This window comes from Shewanella sp. YQ_9 (genome assembly GCF_043103185.1).
GTDB classification, from domain to species: domain Bacteria; phylum Pseudomonadota; class Gammaproteobacteria; order Enterobacterales; family Shewanellaceae; genus Shewanella; species Shewanella algae.
In genome coordinates this window covers 90,497-107,244 of sequence record NZ_JBICJO010000027.1, presented here as the reverse complement: position 1 = coordinate 107,244, position 16,748 = coordinate 90,497, and the positions used below count along the sequence as shown (strand labels likewise).

Sequence of the window (16,748 nt, the reverse complement as noted above, 5' to 3'; positions counted from 1 at the left end):
AAAAAGCCGCCTCGATGGGCGGCTGGCATTGTGTTATTGACGGTAGTACTCGAGGAAGTCACCGAAGGCGAGCAGGGCCCGTTGTAAGTCTTCCTTATGAGGCAGGAACACCACTCGCAGGTGATCCGGCTCCGGCCAGTTAAAGGCGGTGCCCTGTACCAAGAGAATTTTCTTCTCTTTCAGTAGATCCAACACCAGGCGCTCATCGTCCCTGAGACCGAAACGCTTGCTGTCGATGCGGGGGAATGCATACATGGCGCCCTTGGGTTTCACCACACTCACACCGGGAATTTGATTGAGCAGTTCATAACAGATATCCCGCTGCTGAGTCAGGCGGCCATCGATGGCGGTAAGCTCATTGATACTCTGATAACCCCCCAATGCTGTTTGAATTGCATGCTGATTGGGCACGTTGGCGCAAAGGCGCATAGAGGAGAGCATTTCCAGCCCTTCAATATAGCTGCGCGCCGCCTTGAGGTTGCCGGATAGCATCATCCAACCGACCCGGAAACCGGCAACTCTATAGGCTTTGGAAAGGCCATTAAACGTCACAGTGAGAATATCGTCCGACAGGCCGCAGGCCGGAATATGCACAGCGCCATCGTAAAGAATTTTGTCATAGATCTCATCGGCAAACAGTATGATGGAGTGCTGCCGGCACAGCTCAACAATCTCCAGCAACAGCTCGCGACTGTATACGGCCCCGGTTGGATTGTTGGGGTTGATAATCACAATTCCGCGGGTTCTTGGGCCAATCTTGCTCTTGATATCCTCAAGGTCGGGAAACCAGTCGACCGCTTCATCGCAGCGATAGTGGCGCGCCTTGCCGCCGGCCAGGTTAACCGCCGCGGTCCACAGTGGATAGTCAGGGGAGGGAACCAACACCTCATCATCGGTATTGAGTAGCCCCTGCATGGCCATCACAATCAATTCGGAAACACCATTACCTATATAGATATCTTCGATATCGACACCGAAGATCCCCTGGGACTGGTAATGCTGCACTATCGCCTTGCGGGCAGAGAACAAACCTTTGGACTCACAATACCCTTGGGCCGATGGCAGGTTGAGGATAACGTCACGAACTATCTCTTCCGGGGCTTCAAAGCCAAAGGGGGCCGGGTTACCTATATTGAGCTTAAGAATACGATGACCTTCATCCTCCAACCGACGCGCTTCTTTATGTACCGGCCCTCGAATATCGTAACAAACACTGTCGAGCTTATTGGATTTGATGATTGGCCGCATTACTACCTCGAAACTGGCTGATATGAAAGAGTTTAACCTTCGGCACAATACCTAATTTCAAGCGCCTTAGAAAGAGGGGTAAAGCCAAATTTTGTATTTGCGGTAGAATTTTCATCTTTAAAAGCAAAAAAATACGCATAATAAAAAGATAAAAACTCTGCGTTTATTGTAAAATTACGTTTTAAAAACTGAACTGACTGCTAAACAATAGCAGTTATCACAAAGTGACCTTAGGCTTCTTTGAAATAAAAAGGCAGTTTAACTGAATGCTTATATGCAAATGCATGCAAAAAAGCATAAAAACGACATGTAAAACCCTTTGAATCATATGATGTTTTTTTTGGAATCGCCCACAAGGTCAAAATTTGCGCTGACTGACTCAATTTATGGTTGACTCATATCCAGTTGCGCATTATTTTCTGCGCGATGTTTTTAGCAAGGCTCCAACAAAAGCGACCAGTTGTTACTGTCCGTCTGGCGGAAAGCCGTAAATAAAGCAGTTGTTTTGGTGGTGTCTTCAACGCCCCACATGACTTTATAAGGCCGCAAGGCCATCTTTTTGAGGACCTAAGTGCATGTCTGAGCCGACAGCGTTAAGTCTTGTTCCCCCCATAGTTGTATTGGTGCTGGCCATTTGGCTGCGTCGTCCCATCCTGGCCTTAATCATAGGTGCCGTCAGCGGGCTATTGCTTCTTGACCCCAGTCAGGTGCTGAACAGCTTTGCCGATATCTCTCTCAAGGTGATGGCCGATGAAACCATAGGTTGGTTAATCCTGGTGTGTGGCAGTTTCGGTGCCCTGATAGCCTTACTGGTGCGCACAGGTGGCGCCTTGGCCTTTGGCCGTAAAGCGCTCAAACTCGCCAAAGGGCCACGCTCATCTCTGCTGATGACCTTTGTACTAGGCCTGGTGATCTTTATTGATGATTACCTGAATGCACTCACAGTAGGCGAAACCATGAAACGGGTTACAGACAGGTTCAAGATTTCCCGTGAGATGCTGGCCTATGTGGTTGACTCCACCGCAGCGCCGGTATGTGTGTTGGTGCCGCTATCCACCTGGGCGGTGTTTTTCGGCGGACTTTTGGTCAACAACGGTGTGGCCGCCGAAGGCGAGGGGATCCAAATTTATATGCAGGCGATCCCCTATATGTTTTACGCCTGGTTGGCGGTTGCCATGGTGCTGCTGGTCATCCTTGGCATAGTACCGGCAATAGGACCAATGAAAAAGGCGCAGCTCGCAGCGGCGGCCGGCAATCCGGCCAAAGAGCAGATAGATCTGGATGAAGTTCAGACTTCAGATGAATACGCCGTGCGCGCCATGGAGGAGGAGTTTGAGCAGGCCGACAAGCAAGGTAAGCTGCATAACTTCCTGGTGCCAATTTTGCTGTTGGTTGGTTTTACCGTTTACTTTGATATCGATGTTTGGAAAGGCTTGTTGGCAACACTGGTGATTACCCTGCCATATTACGCGGTGCAGCGTTTGATGCCCTTATCCGAGATGATGGATCAGATGATAGATGGCTTCAAGAGCATGCTGCCGGCCATAGGCACGGTTATCGCCGCCTTTGTGTTTAAGGATGTTTGCGACCAACTGCTGCTGCCTCAATATGTGATTGAGTCCCTGAGTCCCTTTATGACGCCAAAACTCTTGCCTGCAGTGGTGTTTGTGGCCATGGCGATTCTGGCCTTTGCCACCGGGTCCAGCTGGGGGATTTTTGCGGTGACCATTCCCATAGTGATGCCGCTGGCTCAATCTGTGGGGGCTGATATTCCGCTGGTGATAGGTGCTTTGCTGTCGGCTTCATCTTTTGGTAGCCAGGCTTGCTTCTACTCGGACTCCACCGTTCTGGCGGCGCAAGGGTCGGGCTGTAACCTGGTAAGCCATGCGGTGACCCAGTTACCCTATGCCTTGATAGCGGCAGTACTTACCTTTATTGGCTTTATCATAGTTGCCTGATTAGTCGCATGATTAGTTGAATGACGGCTGTTTCCAAGCCTGAGCCTACCAACAAAAATCCCCAAGGTTATGCCACGGGGATTTTTTTATCAAAAGGTTGCCGCAAGAAGCCATCAATAAAAGCGGATGCAAAAGGTTCAATAGCTCGACATATCAAACGCTTCTGGGCAGTATTGTGAATAACGATACAGGGAATTTGCCTTCGATGGTGTTTGTAAGTGAGTACCACAAGGCTTAAGGACAGAGCTGCATGCATATATTCTTTGCCATTACTGCGCTGCTGTTATTACTCATAACACCTCTAAGCAGTAACAAGAGCCGTTGCTTTACCCCATCACCTCGCCAGGCTATGGCTTTTATCAGCGTTCTTTGGCTAATTGTCTGGGGCTGCTCTGCAATTTTCAAAACTATACTCCCCGATGCTTCAGGCTCAGGTGTGATAAGTGCTATTGCAGGCTTGGTACTGGTTATTTTGCTTATTTTTGCCGGTATCTTAATGATCATCCGGATGGATGGAAAACACAGTGCCAAACGAAGTGCGGCACTTAAGGTTTTTCGTGCCAAACAGCGGCAAGATTATGGTCAAACTCCTTTGATAGAACATTTTAATGTTACTCAAAACCAGGATACTGCAGGTCAGCTCATCTCCTTGAAAGCGGAGATCGTTTTTAAACGCGATCCCTTAATTGAAGACCGCAACATTAAGATAATTGTCTTTGTGGATACCAATAGCCAGACTCAAGGGGCTTCCCTTTATGAAAATGGACTCTTCTCATCCCGCATGGCACTCCAGTGCCAGTCGGAAAGTACACTCGTCTACCAAGTGGAGATAAAGGCTGCAGAGATAAGGAACGAGCTGAACCGATTAAGAGGGAGGTTGAAAGACAGTTCAAATGAAGAGTTAACGGGGAAGGATGAGAGTGATATCAAACTCGACTACTCTGTGTATGTAATCGGTCCTGATTATATTACGGAGCTAGCTGAGAAACCCGGTATATGCTTTACCTCTTTGTCTGATGAGGCGCTCGCTTTGCGGGACTATTATCCGGGAGGCTCCCCCTATGAAGCAGCTTACCCTGCCTTATCGAATGAGAAGTTAATGCTCAATACCCGTTTACGACTGACAAACCAATAACAAGATGTGTTTTTTACGGTACAAAAAAGCCAGCAATGATGCTGGCTTTTACAAAGGAGGGCGATTTAATTAAACGCGCTTCTTGAATTCACCGGTGCGGGTATCGATTTCAATCTTGTCGCCTTCTTTAACGAAGTCGGCAACCATCACCTTCAGATCTGTACCTACGATAGAAGCAGGCTTCATTACCTTACCAGAGGTATCACCACGGGCGGCAGGTTCAGTGTAACCTACTTCGCGAATGATAGTGGTAGGCAGTTCTACAGAGATGGCTTTGCCTTCGTAGAAAGTGACCTGACAGATCTCTTCCATTCCATCAACTATGTAGTTGATGGCATCACCCATGTTTTCGGCTTCAACGTCATACTGGTTGAAGTCTGAGTCCATAAAGACATACATAGGATCAGCAAAGTAAGAGTAGGTGCACTCCAGGCGCTCGAGCTGAATATCTTCCAGCTTGTCGTCAGCCTTGAATACAGTTTCAGTTCCGGAACCTTGCAGCAGGTTCTTCAGCTTCATCTTTACCACAGCAGCGTTACGGCCGGATTTGTTGAACTCGGTCTTGAGTACAACCATAGGGTTGCCGTCAACCATGATAACGTTACCTGCGCGGACTTCCTGAGCAGTCTTCATTACGTATGTTCCTATATAAGCGGTTTTTCAATTCAGCGCAGAATCTTAGCGGGTTTTGGCCATTAGCACTAGCCTGTTTGCCAGATCTGCTTCATTTATTGCTTCAGCCGGCCATTTTTTTGCGTGTTGCATCAATGTCGGCATGGCAGAATTCAGTGCCAGCCAGCTTTGGCTGGCTTGGGCTCCCTGGTCGCAGTTGAACGCGGTATTCAGCGTTCGCCAGGTTTGGGCGACAAGGGGAGGCAGATTATCGCAGTATCGTGCCATAAAAGCATCCAATTTTACCAGATGTGCTTGTTCTTCCTGCTGATAGATATGCCAGATAAAAGGTTTGCCGGCCCACTGAGCTCTTAAAAAAGAGTCTTCCCCGCGAACTATGTTGAAATCGCAACTCCACAACAGCCGATCATAGCCATCTTGATCTGTCATCGGCAGGACTTGCACCTTGAGTGCGCCGCGACTGAAACTCTGGCCTGCTTGCCAACTGGCAGGATCTTGCCAGTCGACTTTGGGTCCTGAATCCTGGTTAAATTGCTCAAGTAAAGGCGCGATACAACCTAAGCTGCGCCCCTTGGGGACTAACAGTTGTACCCGCCGCTCACTTTGCTGCCAAAGTTCCAGCAACGCCGGCAAGGCTTGGGTCTCGTAGCTGAACAGGCTGATGAGGTAATCATCAGTGCCAATATCACTAAGCCCCATCTTTGCCAAGTGTGCCATGGCGTGTTCAGGCTTTGCTTGCCAGGCATCACGCTCGCTAAACAGAGACTGCTCGCAGATGAGTCCGCCTGACTTTGGGGTAAAGCCCGGAAAGAAAAAGGTCTTCTTGACCCCTTTGAGCGCCGGCGAACTGAGGCCGTGGCAATCATCTATCCAGCTCTCGGCGCTGAGATAATCCAGATTTATCCATTTCGGTGCCTTGGCAAGCTCAGGCAGGCTTGTCAGCACTTCCGAGGGCAAGTCGCAGGCAAAGGCTTCTATCAATACTTCGCCCGGTTGCCAGGCTCGGGGTAGGGGAGACAGCCAATGGATGACTTCAACACCACCAAAGTGTTGACTGACAAGGGCCGGGTTTAACTCGGGTAAAATGTGCGTAAAGCTGTTGAGGTCATCGACCCACAAACGTACTTTAATACCATATTCGCCGGCCAGCTGCCGCGCCAGGCGCCAGGTAACGCCTATGTCGCCATAGTTGTCCACCACAGTACAGAAGATATCCCAATGACGCAGATTATCGGCTTGCATCTTGTTTCTGTTTCCTGAGTAATAGCCAATAAAAAGGCGGCCATATAGGCCGCCGGAGAGTTACCGGGGAGCGAATATCAGTCTTCCAGCTCGGCCAGGCACATCTCTTCGTAAATCTGTTTAACCCAGGCGTCGACACGCTCTTCGGTCAATTCAGGCTGGCGGTCTTCATCTATACCCAGACCAACAAAGTGCTTGTCGTCAACCAGCCCTTTAGAGGCTTCGAAGTTATAGCTGTCAGTCGGCCAATGGCCAATGACTATTGCGCCGCGCTCTTCAACGATATCTCGGACCATACCCATGGCATCGAGGAAGTACTCAGCATAGTCTTCCTGATCGCCGCAACCGAAAATGGCCACCAGCTTATCGGTAAAATCAATCTGCTCCAGCTCAGGGAAGAAGTCATCCCAGTCACATTGAGCTTCACCATAGTACCAGGTTGGGATCCCGAAGATCAGCAGGTCGTATTCGGCGATCTGCTCTTTGGTGCTCTTGGCGATATCCTTCACCTCAACCATCTTCTTGCCCAGTTTCTTCTGGATCATCTTGGCTACAGCTTCGGTGTTACCTGTATCGCTACCGAAAAAAAGACCTACAGTTGCCATTGTCTTTCCTTTAATGTCTAGTTCGCTATTTACTTCGATCTTTCCTGACAGGGGCTAACCTAGCTGCTCCTGAAGGATCAATTCTATTAACTGGCTGCGGCTGATGTTACTGGCCAAAGCCTTCTCATTCAAGGCGTCATATAAATCTTGTGACACTTTTAACTCTATTCGTTTCAGACCCTTCGCCCGATCCCGCATGATCTGGTTACGTTTATTCACCTTGAGCTGCTGCTCGCGGGGCAGAGGATTGCTTCTGGGCCGTCCGCGGCGCTTTTCAGTGGCAAAAAGGTCTATGGTTGTTCTATCTGTTGCTTCTTTTGCCATTTGAAATCTGATGTTTAACCTATACCTGAGCCTTCCCAGGTCATTTGAATTATCCCCTTGGCGACAAAGCCTGCACAGCCAAGGAAGAGTACCAACCAAACAATGAAGCGACCAAACTTGGGTACGTTACCCTGATTGAGTACATCCCTGATGGCCATACCGATAAAAAAGAAAATTGCTGCGAAAAACAGATCCAGTCCAACGGCTTCTATCTGTTGCATATACTGGTTCAACACGCTGCAGCCTCCCGGTGTTCCCTAGCCAAAAAGAGGCGCGAATATAGCATATTGGTTCAGGGGCTGCTACCGCATTTACCCTCAGCAAGGGCTTGGATATTAATCGTTACTGTCAATGAAGTCGGACACAATACGGTTGAATATCGCCGGTTTCTGGGCGTGTAGCCAATGCCCGCACCCCTCCAGAGTCTTGGCTTTGACCTTAGGAAACTGAGCCACAATCTCTTCTTTGTAAGCGGCGGTCACATAGTTTGACTCGCTGCCCCGGATCATCAAGGTGGGCCCTTGATAGCTAAGTTGGCCACCGCAGCGCTCAGGGCCATTGTGCCAACCTATGATAGCCGGATAACTGTCAATCAGCCCCGGCAGATTCATCTTCCACTCAAAGCCGGATTCGCCGCGGCGCAGGCTCTTGAGCAAAAACTGCGCCGTCGCCTCATCGATCTCATGATTCAAAAGATGTGCCAGCGCCTGACGTCTGTCTTTAATATCCAAAGGCATGCTGCTTAGGCCGGCAAACACTTTTTCATGTCTCGGCGAGTAGGCCACAGGCGCGATATCGGCGGCGGTCAATGACTGTACCCGCTGCGGATAAGCCAGCGCGGTGGCCATGGCAATCTTACCGCCCATGGAATGGCCCACCAGATGCACCTTGCCTATAGCCAGTTCATCAAGCAGAGACACAAGCGCTTTTGCAAGCCCAGGATAGTCCATTTGCGGCCAATGTTCGCTCTGACCATGATTGGGGCAGTCTATCCTTATTACCCGATGATTTTGCTCGAGCAGAGCCCCGAGTGATTTAAGATTGTCCAAATCACCGAATAAGCCATGGATCAGCAACACCGGACTACCGCTTCCGGTCGAAACAAAGTGCATACAGCCCCCTCACAGTGAGTTTGTTGCCAGTATTTCAGCAGGGGGCAAATTCTGCGACAAAGGTCAGTATTTGACAAGGATGGATGCGGATTTAACACTGGCTTTGACTGCTTTTTCAACAAATTGGCTGTGCAAGTCATAGGTTTGTAACTCTATTCTCGCATTTTGATGGATTGAGCCTTCCACCGCTGGAGAGTTATGGCATACTTTGAGCCAAATCGCAGCCGCGCCCCAGATGTGCTTTGACGGCAATGTCATGGCGGCTGCATAGAACAAGTTGAAACTAAAGGAATCGGGCCATGAAATATATTGAGGTGGATGAGGAACTGTATCGCTTTATTGCCGGGAAAACCGAAAGGATAGGCGAAAGCGCATCGGATATTCTTCGTCGACTGCTGGGCTTGGATGTGACAGCCGTTGAACCCAAGGCACCGGTTGAACTCAGCCAGCCAAGCATGGAGCAGGGTTATCGTCCCAATACATTACCCGAGGCCGAGTCAACCCTGGACTTTGACAACCTGTTTAGCAGTGCGGCTATCGAAGCCCAAAAGGGGGCTGTTGGCCGTTTTCTGTTTGCCCTCGAATGTCTCTATAACCAGGATCAGCAAGGATTTGAGCAGGTACTGCAGGTTCAGGGGCGTGATCGCCTCTATTTTGCTACCTCGAAGGAAGCCTTGCTTAAGGCCAGTAAATCGGCCAACCCCAAAGAAGTCGGCAGCAGTGGTTTTTGGGTAACCACCAATAACAACACTGCCAAGAAGCACACCATTTTGTCTGAAGTGTTGGAAAAGATGGGCTGCGACGGCGACAAGGCCAAAGCGATTGCCGATAAGGCACTGCCACTTAAGGCATAAATCTGTATTCCAACATCCGCCATCAAGGAGCACTATTTTGGCTATTCATGAGCGGGCCGGTAAAAGGGCCATGCAGAAGGATCTGGTTAATATTCCGCGGCTGATGAGCCACTATTACCGAATTGTCCCCAACTGTGATGACCCGGCCCAGAAAGTGAGCTTTGGCACCTCGGGGCACAGGGGTAGTTCCTTAAGCGGCAGCTTCAATCAAAACCATATCTGGGCCATTACCCAGGCTGTGGTAGATTACCGCCAATCCCAGGGGATTGAGGGTTCACTCTATCTGGGCATGGACACCCATGCCTTATCTGAAGCAGCTTATATTTCGGCCATCGAAGTATTGCTGGCCAACAATGTGAAGTTGGTGGTGCAAGAGAGCCAGGGTTTTACGCCTACGCCTGTCATTTCCCATGCCATAGTTAGCGCAAACCGAAATGCCGCCGAGCTCAGCGATGGCATTATTATTACCCCGTCCCACAATCCACCTCAGGATGGCGGAATTAAGTACAATCCGCCCCATGGTGGGCCGGCAGAAGGTGAGATTACTGCCTGGATTGAGCAGCGAGCCAATGACTATCTCAAGGCACAGCTGGAAGGGGTCAGGAAACTCAACTACGGCGTAGCCGCCAGTATCGGACTCATCAAGGAAACCGATCTTATTGAGCCCTATGTTGCCGATCTCGCCTCTGTAGTAAATATGCAAGCCATCAAAGATGCCGGCGTTCGCATAGGTGTCGACCCTCTGGGCGGCTCAGGCATCCATTACTGGCCACATATTGCCCGCCGTTATGGCGTGAATATCACAGTGGTCAACGACCGGGTCGATCCCAGCTTCGGCTTTATGCCACTGGATAAAGACGGCAAAATCCGCATGGACTGCTCATCGCCTTTTGCCATGGCAGGCCTGCTTAAGCACATGGATGAGTTCGATATCTGCCTTGGGAATGATCCCGACTACGACAGACACGGGATAGTCTGCCCAGAGACAGGGTTGATGGACCCCAACCACTTTTTGGCGGTGGCGATAGATTACCTGCTGGAGCACAGACCCGATTGGCCGCAGACGCTGCAAATCGGCAAGACCTTGGTTTCCAGTGGCATGATAGACAAGATAGTTGCCTCACACGGTCGCAAGCTTTGTGAAGTGCCGGTTGGTTTCAAGTGGTTTGTCAGTGGTTTGAGTGAAGCCAGCCTGGCTTTTGGCGGCGAAGAAAGCGCCGGCGCCGCCTTCCTTCGACGTGACGGCACTACCTGGTGCACGGACAAAGACGGTTTTATTCTCGGGCTGCTGGCCGCTGAAATCCTCGCCGTTACCGGCAAAAACCCAGCCGAGCGTTATGCAGAACTGGCTGCGATACACGGTCATTGCTTCTACAAACGGATAGACAGCCCCATTAATGCCAAGCAAAAGGCGCGTTTTGCCACCCTCAATGCAGATACCCTGGGGGCAGAGACTTTGGCCGGAGACAAGATTGAGGCGGTACTGACCAAGGCCCCCGGCAATGATGGTGCCATTGGCGGTATTAAGGTGCTAACCGACAACGGCTGGTTTGCCGCCAGACCTTCAGGTACTGAGGCACTCTATAAAATTTACGCCGAAAGCTTTGTCAGCGAGCAGCATCTGCAGCAGATACTGGAACAGGCGAGAGCTCTGATAACCAGCGCCCTAAAAGGTAAGCCGAACTGAGCTTAAAAGATTGCCAATTCAGTAAAAAAGCGCAGCCGTGAACACAGTTGCGCTTTTTTATTCCCGGGGGTCAATATTCAAGATGGCAACTGGGCAGGTTATTCTTCTGGATATAATCCTGATGATATTCTTCCGCACGATGAAACTGTTTCACTGGAACAATTTCCGTCACTATGTGCCGCTGACCCCACTTACCACTACGAGCCAACGCCAGTTTTGAGGCCTCAGCCTGCTCCTTCTGCTCTTTGTTATGAAAAAAAATCACGCTCCGATACTGGGTGCCGATATCACCACCTTGGCGATTGAGACTGGTGGGGTTGTGATTACTCCAGAAAACTTGCAGCAGCTCGGTAAATGAAACCTGGGCTTCATCGAACTCCACCTGAACCACTTCGGCATGGCCGCTGTTTCCCTGTTTTACCTCTTCATAGCGTTTGATTCTATCATCACCGCCCATATAACCACTGGTGGCGTTTAATACCCCGGGCACTTGACGAAAGAAATACTCCACCCCCCAAAAACAACCGCCACCGAATGTTGCTACCGCCATTGAATTTACCTCTAGATGTCCAGATGGCCAAAATTATGCGTGATAAGTTTTTCCGGCGCAAGTGGTGTATTTGTCGGAGTGGCTTTTTTGCTCCTTAGTTAGATAAGAACTATCTGAAACCAGTTCGCGAGCCTGGCATTGGATAGCTTTAGTCACATCGCCAACTTAATAAGCTGTGGTACTATGAAACCTTGCTCTCTGGCGCTGGTCTCAACAAGCAAACGCATTGCAACAAGTTCCCAGGAGACAGCGTTAATGGAAACAACAGCCAAATCGGCAATAAGAAGGAGTATTTCGTGTTACAAGCCCTGAAGGATAATCCTGACTTCCTGTCATTGACTCTGAATAACCCCAATTCATTGGAGAGTATTAGTGGCACGCTTGGCGACCACACCCGGATAGCGATTTGGGACACAGGAGTCTTGCTGTTTGAACCTCTGGACAACCAGAGTGATAAAGATATCGTGCTGTCATCCGGGGTACACGGCAATGAAACTGCACCTATCGAACTGTGTAATGGCATTATCAAGTCGCTGTTAAAGCAAGAAATACGGGTAGGGCAGCGAGTACTGTTCATGTTCGGTAACCCGGCGGCAATTAACCGTGGCACTCGTATTGTCGATGAAAACCTCAACCGGCTGTTCAGTGGCGAGCATTCAAATCCCCCCGGGCTGGTGAACCCGGAGCGGATCCGCGCCAAGAAGCTGGAAACTTATGTCACACGTTTCTTCGAAGACGCACCACAAGGGGCAAGACAGAGGATCCATTACGATCTGCACACCGCCATTCGGGGCTCCAAGCATGAAAAGTTTGCCATCTATCCCTATCGACCGGGTAAGGCTTACAGCCGTGAACAATTGATGTTTCTGGAGGCGGCCGGAGTCGATACCGTGTTGCTGCATCACGAACCCACAACCACTTTCAGCTATTTCTCGTCAAATCAGTTTGGCGCCGATGCCTTTACCATTGAGCTTGGCAAGGTTTACCCCATGGGACAAAACGATATGACACGTTTTATCGCCACCCGGGAGATGCTGAGCCGTTTGATCTGCAAGCAATCGCTCGAACTCGAGGAGCAGGCGCTTGAACGGGTTAATATCTATCAGGTCTGTAGGGTCATCAATAAGCAGGCCGACGACTTTGAATTTACCTTCGCCAGCGATGTGGAAAACTTCACGGCTTTCCCCAAGGGATATGTGCTGGCGCGGGAAGCGGGCCGGGATATTCGAGTAGAGCAAGACTCGGAAGCCGTGGTGTTTCCCAACGCCAAGGTGCCCATTGGCCAACGTACAGTGATCTGCCTGGTTCAGGCCACAGAGGTGCCATTGGCCTGAATTGTAAACCAATATATACGCGCCGATCCCATGCTAGTTGGCAAAGCACCCAAGGCGGGAGTTGCTTGCTAGTTTACGTTAACGTAATGTTCGGGGCGCGTACTGAAAAAATCGGTAGGGCCGGTTTCGAGCCGGACAAACCCAGAGATAACAAGAGCACACTATGAGCAACGCAACAAAGATGAATGAGACGGTGCATCGGGTGAGTTTTTTGAACAAGGACTCGCTGCATATCCCTGTACTCAAAATACTTCAGGCCGACGGCACCACCTATGAAGAGGCAGTATTGCCCGTCATAGATGAAGCCCTGTCACGCAAGATATTCGATACCTGTGTCTTTACCCGTGTCCTGGACGAACGTATGTTGGGCGCCCAGCGACAGGGAAGGATCAGTTTTTACATGACCTGTATCGGTGAAGAAGCCGCCGTTATCGGTAGTGCCGCAGCGCTGGATGACAAGGATGTGATCCTTGCCCAGTACCGCGAGCATGCGGCACTGCGTTATCGCGGCTTTACCACTGAGCAGTTTATGAACCAGATGTTCAGCAATGAGAAAGATCTGGGCAAAGGCCGGCAGATGCCTATTCACTACGGCAGCCGTGAACTCAACTATCAAACCATCTCTTCACCGCTGGCGACTCAGATCCCGCAGGCATCCGGCGTAGGTTACTCGCTGAAGATGCAGGGCAAGCGTAATGTGGCTATCTGTTACTTCGGTGAAGGTGCCGCCTCTGAAGGTGATTTCCATGCCGGTCTTAATATGGCCGCAGTTCACAAAGCGCCGGTCATCTTCTTCTGCCGCAACAACGGCTACGCCATCTCAACCCCTACGGAAGAGCAGTACGCCGGTAACGGCATAGCCAGCCGCGGCGTTGGTTATGGCATGCACACCATCAGAGTCGATGGTAACGATATGCTGGCGGTTCTGGCCGCAACTCAGCAAGCCAGAGCCTACGCGCTTGAAAACAACGCGCCTGTGCTGATTGAAGCCATGACCTACCGCCTGGGTGCCCACTCATCTTCCGACGACCCATCCGGTTATCGCTCCAAAGAGGAAGAAGCCAAGTGGCAACAGCACGACCCTGTGAAACGCTTCAAGTTGTGGCTTATCAACAAAGGCTGGCTCAAGGAAAGCGACGAGACCGAGCTGTATGAGAAGTATCGCGAGGAAGTGCTGGCCGCGGTAAAAGTGGCCGAAAAGGTTCCGGCACCAGCCATAGACGCCATCATAGAAGACGTTTTTGATCAGCCGACAGCGGCGCTCAAGCAGCAATTAACCGAGCTTAAGGCCCACGTTGCCAAGTATCCGAAAGCCTATCCTAAAACAGCAGGGAGATCATAAGCGTGGCACAGATGAATATGTTACAGGCCATCAATAATGCCCTGACTATAGCGATGGAAGCCGACGAAAAAATGCTGGTTTTCGGTGAAGACGTAGGCCATTTCGGCGGTGTGTTCCGGGCAACTTCCGGTTTGCAGGAAAAGTTTGGCCGTGAGCGCTGCTTCAATACTCCACTTACAGAGCAGGGGATTGCCGGCTTTGCCAACGGCCTGGCTTCCAACGGTATGACGCCGGTAGCGGAAATCCAGTTTGCCGACTACATCTTCCCGGCGTTCGATCAAATCGTCAACGAAGCGGCCAAGTTCAGATACCGCAGCGGCAACGAGTTTGATGTCGGCGGCCTGACCTTCAGAACCCCCTATGGCGGCGGCATTGCCGGCGGTCATTACCACTCCCAGTCACCGGAAGCCTACTTTACCCAAACACCCGGTCTTAAGGTGGTGGTTCCCCGTAACCCATACCAAGCCAAGGGTTTGCTGCTGGCCGCCATTCGCGATAAGAACCCAGTGGTCTTCTTCGAGCCCAAGCGCCTGTACCGCGCCTCTGTCGGCGATGTGCCGGAAGGCGATTATCAACTGGAGCTGGGTAAAGCCGAAGTGGTTCGTGAAGGTAAAGATATTACTCTGCTTGCCTGGGGCGCGCAGATGGAAATCATCGAGAAAGCAGCCGATATGGCCAAAGAGGAAGGTATTGACTGTGAAGTCATCGACCTTCGTACTCTCGCCCCTTGGGATGTGGAAACCGTGGCCGAGTCGGTGAAAAAGACCGGCAGATTGCTCATCAACCACGAAGCGCCGCTGACCGGTGGTTTTGCCGGTGAAATTGCCGCTACCATCCAACAGGAATGTTTCCTGTACCTGGAGTCGCCCATCAGCCGGGTCTGTGGTCTGGATACGCCATATCCATTGATCCACGAAAAAGAATATATGCCGGATGCGCTTAAAACCTTTGAAGCCATCAAGGCCTCGGTGAATTTCTAGGAGAGCCAGGATGATTAAAGATTTTATTTTGCCCGACATAGGCGAAGGTGTTGTCGAGTGTGAACTGGTGGAATGGTTGGTGACTGAGGGCGATAGCGTCGCCGAAGATCAACCCGTTTGTGATGTGATGACAGACAAGGCACTGGTGCAAATTCCTGCGCCTTTCCCCGGTGTTATCAGTAAGCTTTATTACGCCAAGGGTGAAATTGCCAAGGTGCATGAGCCTTTGTATGCCGTGGAAGTGGACGCTGTAGACAGTGAAGCGCCAGCAGCCAATGTGGCCGGCGCCGATACCGCTGCATCGCCTAGCACTAACGCTGCGGCTAGTGTCGGTAGCCAGGTGGAAGACTTTATGCTGCCGGATATTGGCGAGGGCATAGTCGAGTGCGAACTGGTGGAGTGGCTGGTCGAAGAAGGCGACACTGTGGTTGAAGATCAACCCATCTGTGATGTAATGACAGACAAGGCACTGGTGCAAATCCCGGCGATGAAGGCCGGTAAAATCGTCAAGCTGCACTACCGTAAGGGGCAGTTGGCCCAAGTGCATCAGCCACTGTTTGCCATTGAAGTTGCCGCTGAATCCGCCAGTGCACCTGTGGCTCAAACCGCTGCAGCAAGTGCATCATCTGGCTCAACCTCTGCCGCCTCTCAAGCCCAGAGCTGCTCGCAAACGGCTGGCTGCAGTATGGTGCCCCAAGGCAAGGCTCTGGCGAGCCCAGCGGTAAGACGTATGGCTCGCAGCCTGGATGTCGATATCGCCAAAGTGCCTGGCAGCGGCAAAAATGGCCGGGTCTACAAAGAGGATATTGAGCGTTTCCTCAAGGGGGCTACGCCTCAGGCACAAGCCCAACCCCAAACTTTGCCACAGGGCCAAGTGCAAACCGGCACAGCGGCAACTGCAAACGACAGGGTAGAGCCTATCAAGGGCGTTCGCGCTGTGATGGCGCGGATGATGACAGAATCAGTTTCCAGCATTCCGCACTTTACTTACTGCGAAGAGCTGGACTTGACCGAGCTTATCGCCCTTCGTGAAGCGATGAAGGCCAAGTACTCCAATGACGAGCTTAAGCTGACCATGATGCCTTTCTTTATGAAGGCCATGTCGCTGGCGCTGACCGAGTTTCCGGTGATCAACAGCCGAGTGAACGCCGATTGCACCGAGCTCACCTATCTTGGCCGTCATAACATAGGTATGGCCGTTGACTCCAAGGTTGGCTTGTTGGTGCCCAACGTTAAGGATGTGCAGGATAAGTCGATTCTGGATGTTGCCGCCGAAGTCACCCGTCTGACCCAGGCCGCGCGCTCGGGTAGAGTCGCACCTGCCGATCTTAAAGATGGCAGCATCTCTATCTCCAACATAGGCGCGCTGGGCGGCACTGTGGCGACACCTATCATCAATAAACCCGAAGTGGCGATTGTGGCCTTGGGTAAGGTGCAAACCCTGCCGCGTTTCAATGCCAAGGGTGAGGTCGAAGCCCGTAAACTGATGCAGGTCAGTTGGTCAGGTGACCACAGAGTAATAGATGGCGGCACTATTGCCCGCTTCTGTAATCTGTGGAAACAGTATCTCGAGCAGCCGCAGGAAATGCTGCTGGCGATGAGATAATCATAAAGGCCCTGCAATGCGGGGCCTTGTTTTAGGTGTGTTTCGGGAGCAGCACAATTCTTGCCTTCTTAAGGCATTGGCTTTATTTGATCCCAAACACAAAGTGGTTACGATTTGATGGCAGATTTCGTATAATCG

At 51.0% G+C, this 16,748-nt stretch carries 16 protein-coding genes; 8 read left to right on the top strand and 8 right to left on the bottom strand.

Features of this window, described 5'->3' with window-relative positions; all coding sequences use genetic code 11:
* Window positions 1-33: 33 nt before the first annotated feature.
* Window positions 34-1,248 (bottom strand): pyridoxal phosphate-dependent aminotransferase, encoded by a 1,215-nt coding sequence (locus ACF8D4_RS08830; RefSeq protein ID WP_392464579.1) that lies wholly within the window; start codon window positions 1,246-1,248, stop codon window positions 34-36.
* 575 nt (window positions 1,249-1,823) lie between these two features.
* Here ACF8D4_RS08830 and ACF8D4_RS08825 point away from each other — a divergent pair.
* Together ACF8D4_RS08825 and ACF8D4_RS08820 are read left to right on the top strand one after the other, a co-directional pair.
* Window positions 1,824-3,206 (top strand): Na+/H+ antiporter NhaC family protein, encoded by a 1,383-nt coding sequence (locus ACF8D4_RS08825; protein WP_044734497.1) that lies wholly within the window; start codon window positions 1,824-1,826, stop codon window positions 3,204-3,206.
* A 250-nt stretch (window positions 3,207-3,456) separates the two neighbouring features.
* Window positions 3,457-4,341: a hypothetical protein gene (locus ACF8D4_RS08820; protein WP_392464577.1), complete on the top strand. Its 885-nt coding sequence runs from the start codon at window positions 3,457-3,459 to the stop codon at window positions 4,339-4,341.
* Window positions 4,342-4,410: 69 nt separating this feature from the next.
* Here ACF8D4_RS08820 and efp read toward each other — a convergent pair whose 3' ends face one another.
* The 6 genes from efp to ACF8D4_RS08790 all read right to left on the bottom strand — a co-directional run bounded on the left by efp (window position 4,411) and on the right by ACF8D4_RS08790 (window position 8,257).
* Complete coding sequence (efp, locus tag ACF8D4_RS08815) at window positions 4,411-4,974, bottom strand: elongation factor P (RefSeq protein ID WP_025010405.1); 564 nt, start codon at window positions 4,972-4,974, stop codon at window positions 4,411-4,413.
* 45 nt (window positions 4,975-5,019) lie between these two features.
* Window positions 5,020-6,216 carry an elongation factor P maturation arginine rhamnosyltransferase EarP gene (gene earP, locus ACF8D4_RS08810; RefSeq protein ID WP_392464576.1) on the bottom strand — a complete coding sequence of 399 codons (1,197 nt, stop codon included), beginning with the start codon at window positions 6,214-6,216 and terminating at the stop codon, window positions 5,020-5,022.
* A gap of 77 nt (window positions 6,217-6,293) precedes the next feature.
* On the bottom strand, window positions 6,294-6,821 hold the full coding sequence (fldA, locus tag ACF8D4_RS08805) for a flavodoxin FldA (RefSeq protein ID WP_025010404.1): 528 nt from the start codon (window positions 6,819-6,821) through the stop codon (window positions 6,294-6,296).
* Window positions 6,822-6,875: 54 nt separating this feature from the next.
* On the bottom strand, window positions 6,876-7,145 hold the full coding sequence (ybfE, locus tag ACF8D4_RS08800) for a LexA regulated protein (RefSeq protein ID WP_025010403.1): 270 nt from the start codon (window positions 7,143-7,145) through the stop codon (window positions 6,876-6,878).
* Between the two features lie 14 nt (window positions 7,146-7,159).
* The gene (locus ACF8D4_RS08795) at window positions 7,160-7,381 is read right to left on the bottom strand and encodes a DUF2788 domain-containing protein (RefSeq protein WP_025887393.1); all 222 of its coding nucleotides are present in this window, start codon (window positions 7,379-7,381) and stop codon (window positions 7,160-7,162) included.
* 99 nt (window positions 7,382-7,480) lie between these two features.
* A complete protein-coding gene (locus ACF8D4_RS08790) occupies window positions 7,481-8,257 on the bottom strand; it encodes an alpha/beta fold hydrolase (protein ID WP_028779913.1) in 777 nt (258 codons plus the stop codon).
* 299 nt (window positions 8,258-8,556) lie between these two features.
* On the opposite strand from ACF8D4_RS08790, the gene seqA reads away from it, so the two are divergent.
* Entirely contained in the window at window positions 8,557-9,111 is a 555-nt protein-coding gene (seqA, locus tag ACF8D4_RS08785) for a replication initiation negative regulator SeqA (RefSeq protein ID WP_025887395.1), read from the top strand.
* 37 nt (window positions 9,112-9,148) lie between these two features.
* Window positions 9,149-10,798 carry a phosphoglucomutase (alpha-D-glucose-1,6-bisphosphate-dependent) gene (pgm, locus tag ACF8D4_RS08780; RefSeq protein WP_392464574.1) on the top strand — a complete coding sequence of 550 codons (1,650 nt, stop codon included), beginning with the start codon at window positions 9,149-9,151 and terminating at the stop codon, window positions 10,796-10,798.
* Between the two features lie 70 nt (window positions 10,799-10,868).
* Here pgm and msrA read toward each other — a convergent pair whose 3' ends face one another.
* On the bottom strand, window positions 10,869-11,348 hold the full coding sequence (gene msrA, locus ACF8D4_RS08775) for a peptide-methionine (S)-S-oxide reductase MsrA (RefSeq protein ID WP_392464573.1): 480 nt from the start codon (window positions 11,346-11,348) through the stop codon (window positions 10,869-10,871).
* A gap of 296 nt (window positions 11,349-11,644) precedes the next feature.
* Between msrA and astE the strand changes: the two genes are divergently transcribed.
* The 4 genes from astE to ACF8D4_RS08755 all read left to right on the top strand — a co-directional run bounded on the left by astE (window position 11,645) and on the right by ACF8D4_RS08755 (window position 16,610).
* A complete protein-coding gene (gene astE / locus ACF8D4_RS08770; RefSeq protein ID WP_025010398.1) occupies window positions 11,645-12,682 on the top strand; it encodes a succinylglutamate desuccinylase in 1,038 nt (345 codons plus the stop codon).
* A gap of 163 nt (window positions 12,683-12,845) precedes the next feature.
* A complete protein-coding gene (locus ACF8D4_RS08765; protein ID WP_028779909.1) occupies window positions 12,846-14,024 on the top strand; it encodes a thiamine pyrophosphate-dependent dehydrogenase E1 component subunit alpha in 1,179 nt (392 codons plus the stop codon).
* Between the two features lie 2 nt (window positions 14,025-14,026).
* Window positions 14,027-15,004 (top strand): alpha-ketoacid dehydrogenase subunit beta, encoded by a 978-nt coding sequence (locus ACF8D4_RS08760; RefSeq protein ID WP_107004818.1) that lies wholly within the window; start codon window positions 14,027-14,029, stop codon window positions 15,002-15,004.
* Window positions 15,005-15,014: 10 nt separating this feature from the next.
* Complete coding sequence (locus ACF8D4_RS08755) at window positions 15,015-16,610, top strand: dihydrolipoyllysine-residue acetyltransferase (protein WP_044734489.1); 1,596 nt, start codon at window positions 15,015-15,017, stop codon at window positions 16,608-16,610.
* The last annotated feature ends 138 nt before the right edge of the window (window positions 16,611-16,748 follow it).

Coding starts and splice junctions, on each gene's coding strand:
- ACF8D4_RS08830 (WP_392464579.1), bottom strand. CDS start 1,248: ATGCGGCCAATCATCAAATCCAATAAGCTCGACAGTGTTTGTTACGAT.
- ACF8D4_RS08825 (WP_044734497.1), top strand. CDS start 1,824: ATGTCTGAGCCGACAGCGTTAAGTCTTGTTCCCCCCATAGTTGTATTG.
- ACF8D4_RS08820 (WP_392464577.1), top strand. CDS start 3,457: ATGCATATATTCTTTGCCATTACTGCGCTGCTGTTATTACTCATAACA.
- efp (WP_025010405.1), bottom strand. CDS start 4,974: ATGAAGACTGCTCAGGAAGTCCGCGCAGGTAACGTTATCATGGTTGAC.
- earP (WP_392464576.1), bottom strand. CDS start 6,216: ATGCAAGCCGATAATCTGCGTCATTGGGATATCTTCTGTACTGTGGTG.
- fldA (WP_025010404.1), bottom strand. CDS start 6,821: ATGGCAACTGTAGGTCTTTTTTTCGGTAGCGATACAGGTAACACCGAA.
- ybfE (WP_025010403.1), bottom strand. CDS start 7,145: ATGGCAAAAGAAGCAACAGATAGAACAACCATAGACCTTTTTGCCACT.
- ACF8D4_RS08790 (WP_028779913.1), bottom strand. CDS start 8,257: ATGCACTTTGTTTCGACCGGAAGCGGTAGTCCGGTGTTGCTGATCCAT.
- seqA (WP_025887395.1), top strand. CDS start 8,557: ATGAAATATATTGAGGTGGATGAGGAACTGTATCGCTTTATTGCCGGG.
- msrA (WP_392464573.1), bottom strand. CDS start 11,348: ATGGCGGTAGCAACATTCGGTGGCGGTTGTTTTTGGGGGGTGGAGTAT.
- ACF8D4_RS08765 (WP_028779909.1), top strand. CDS start 12,846: ATGAGCAACGCAACAAAGATGAATGAGACGGTGCATCGGGTGAGTTTT.
- ACF8D4_RS08755 (WP_044734489.1), top strand. CDS start 15,015: ATGATTAAAGATTTTATTTTGCCCGACATAGGCGAAGGTGTTGTCGAG.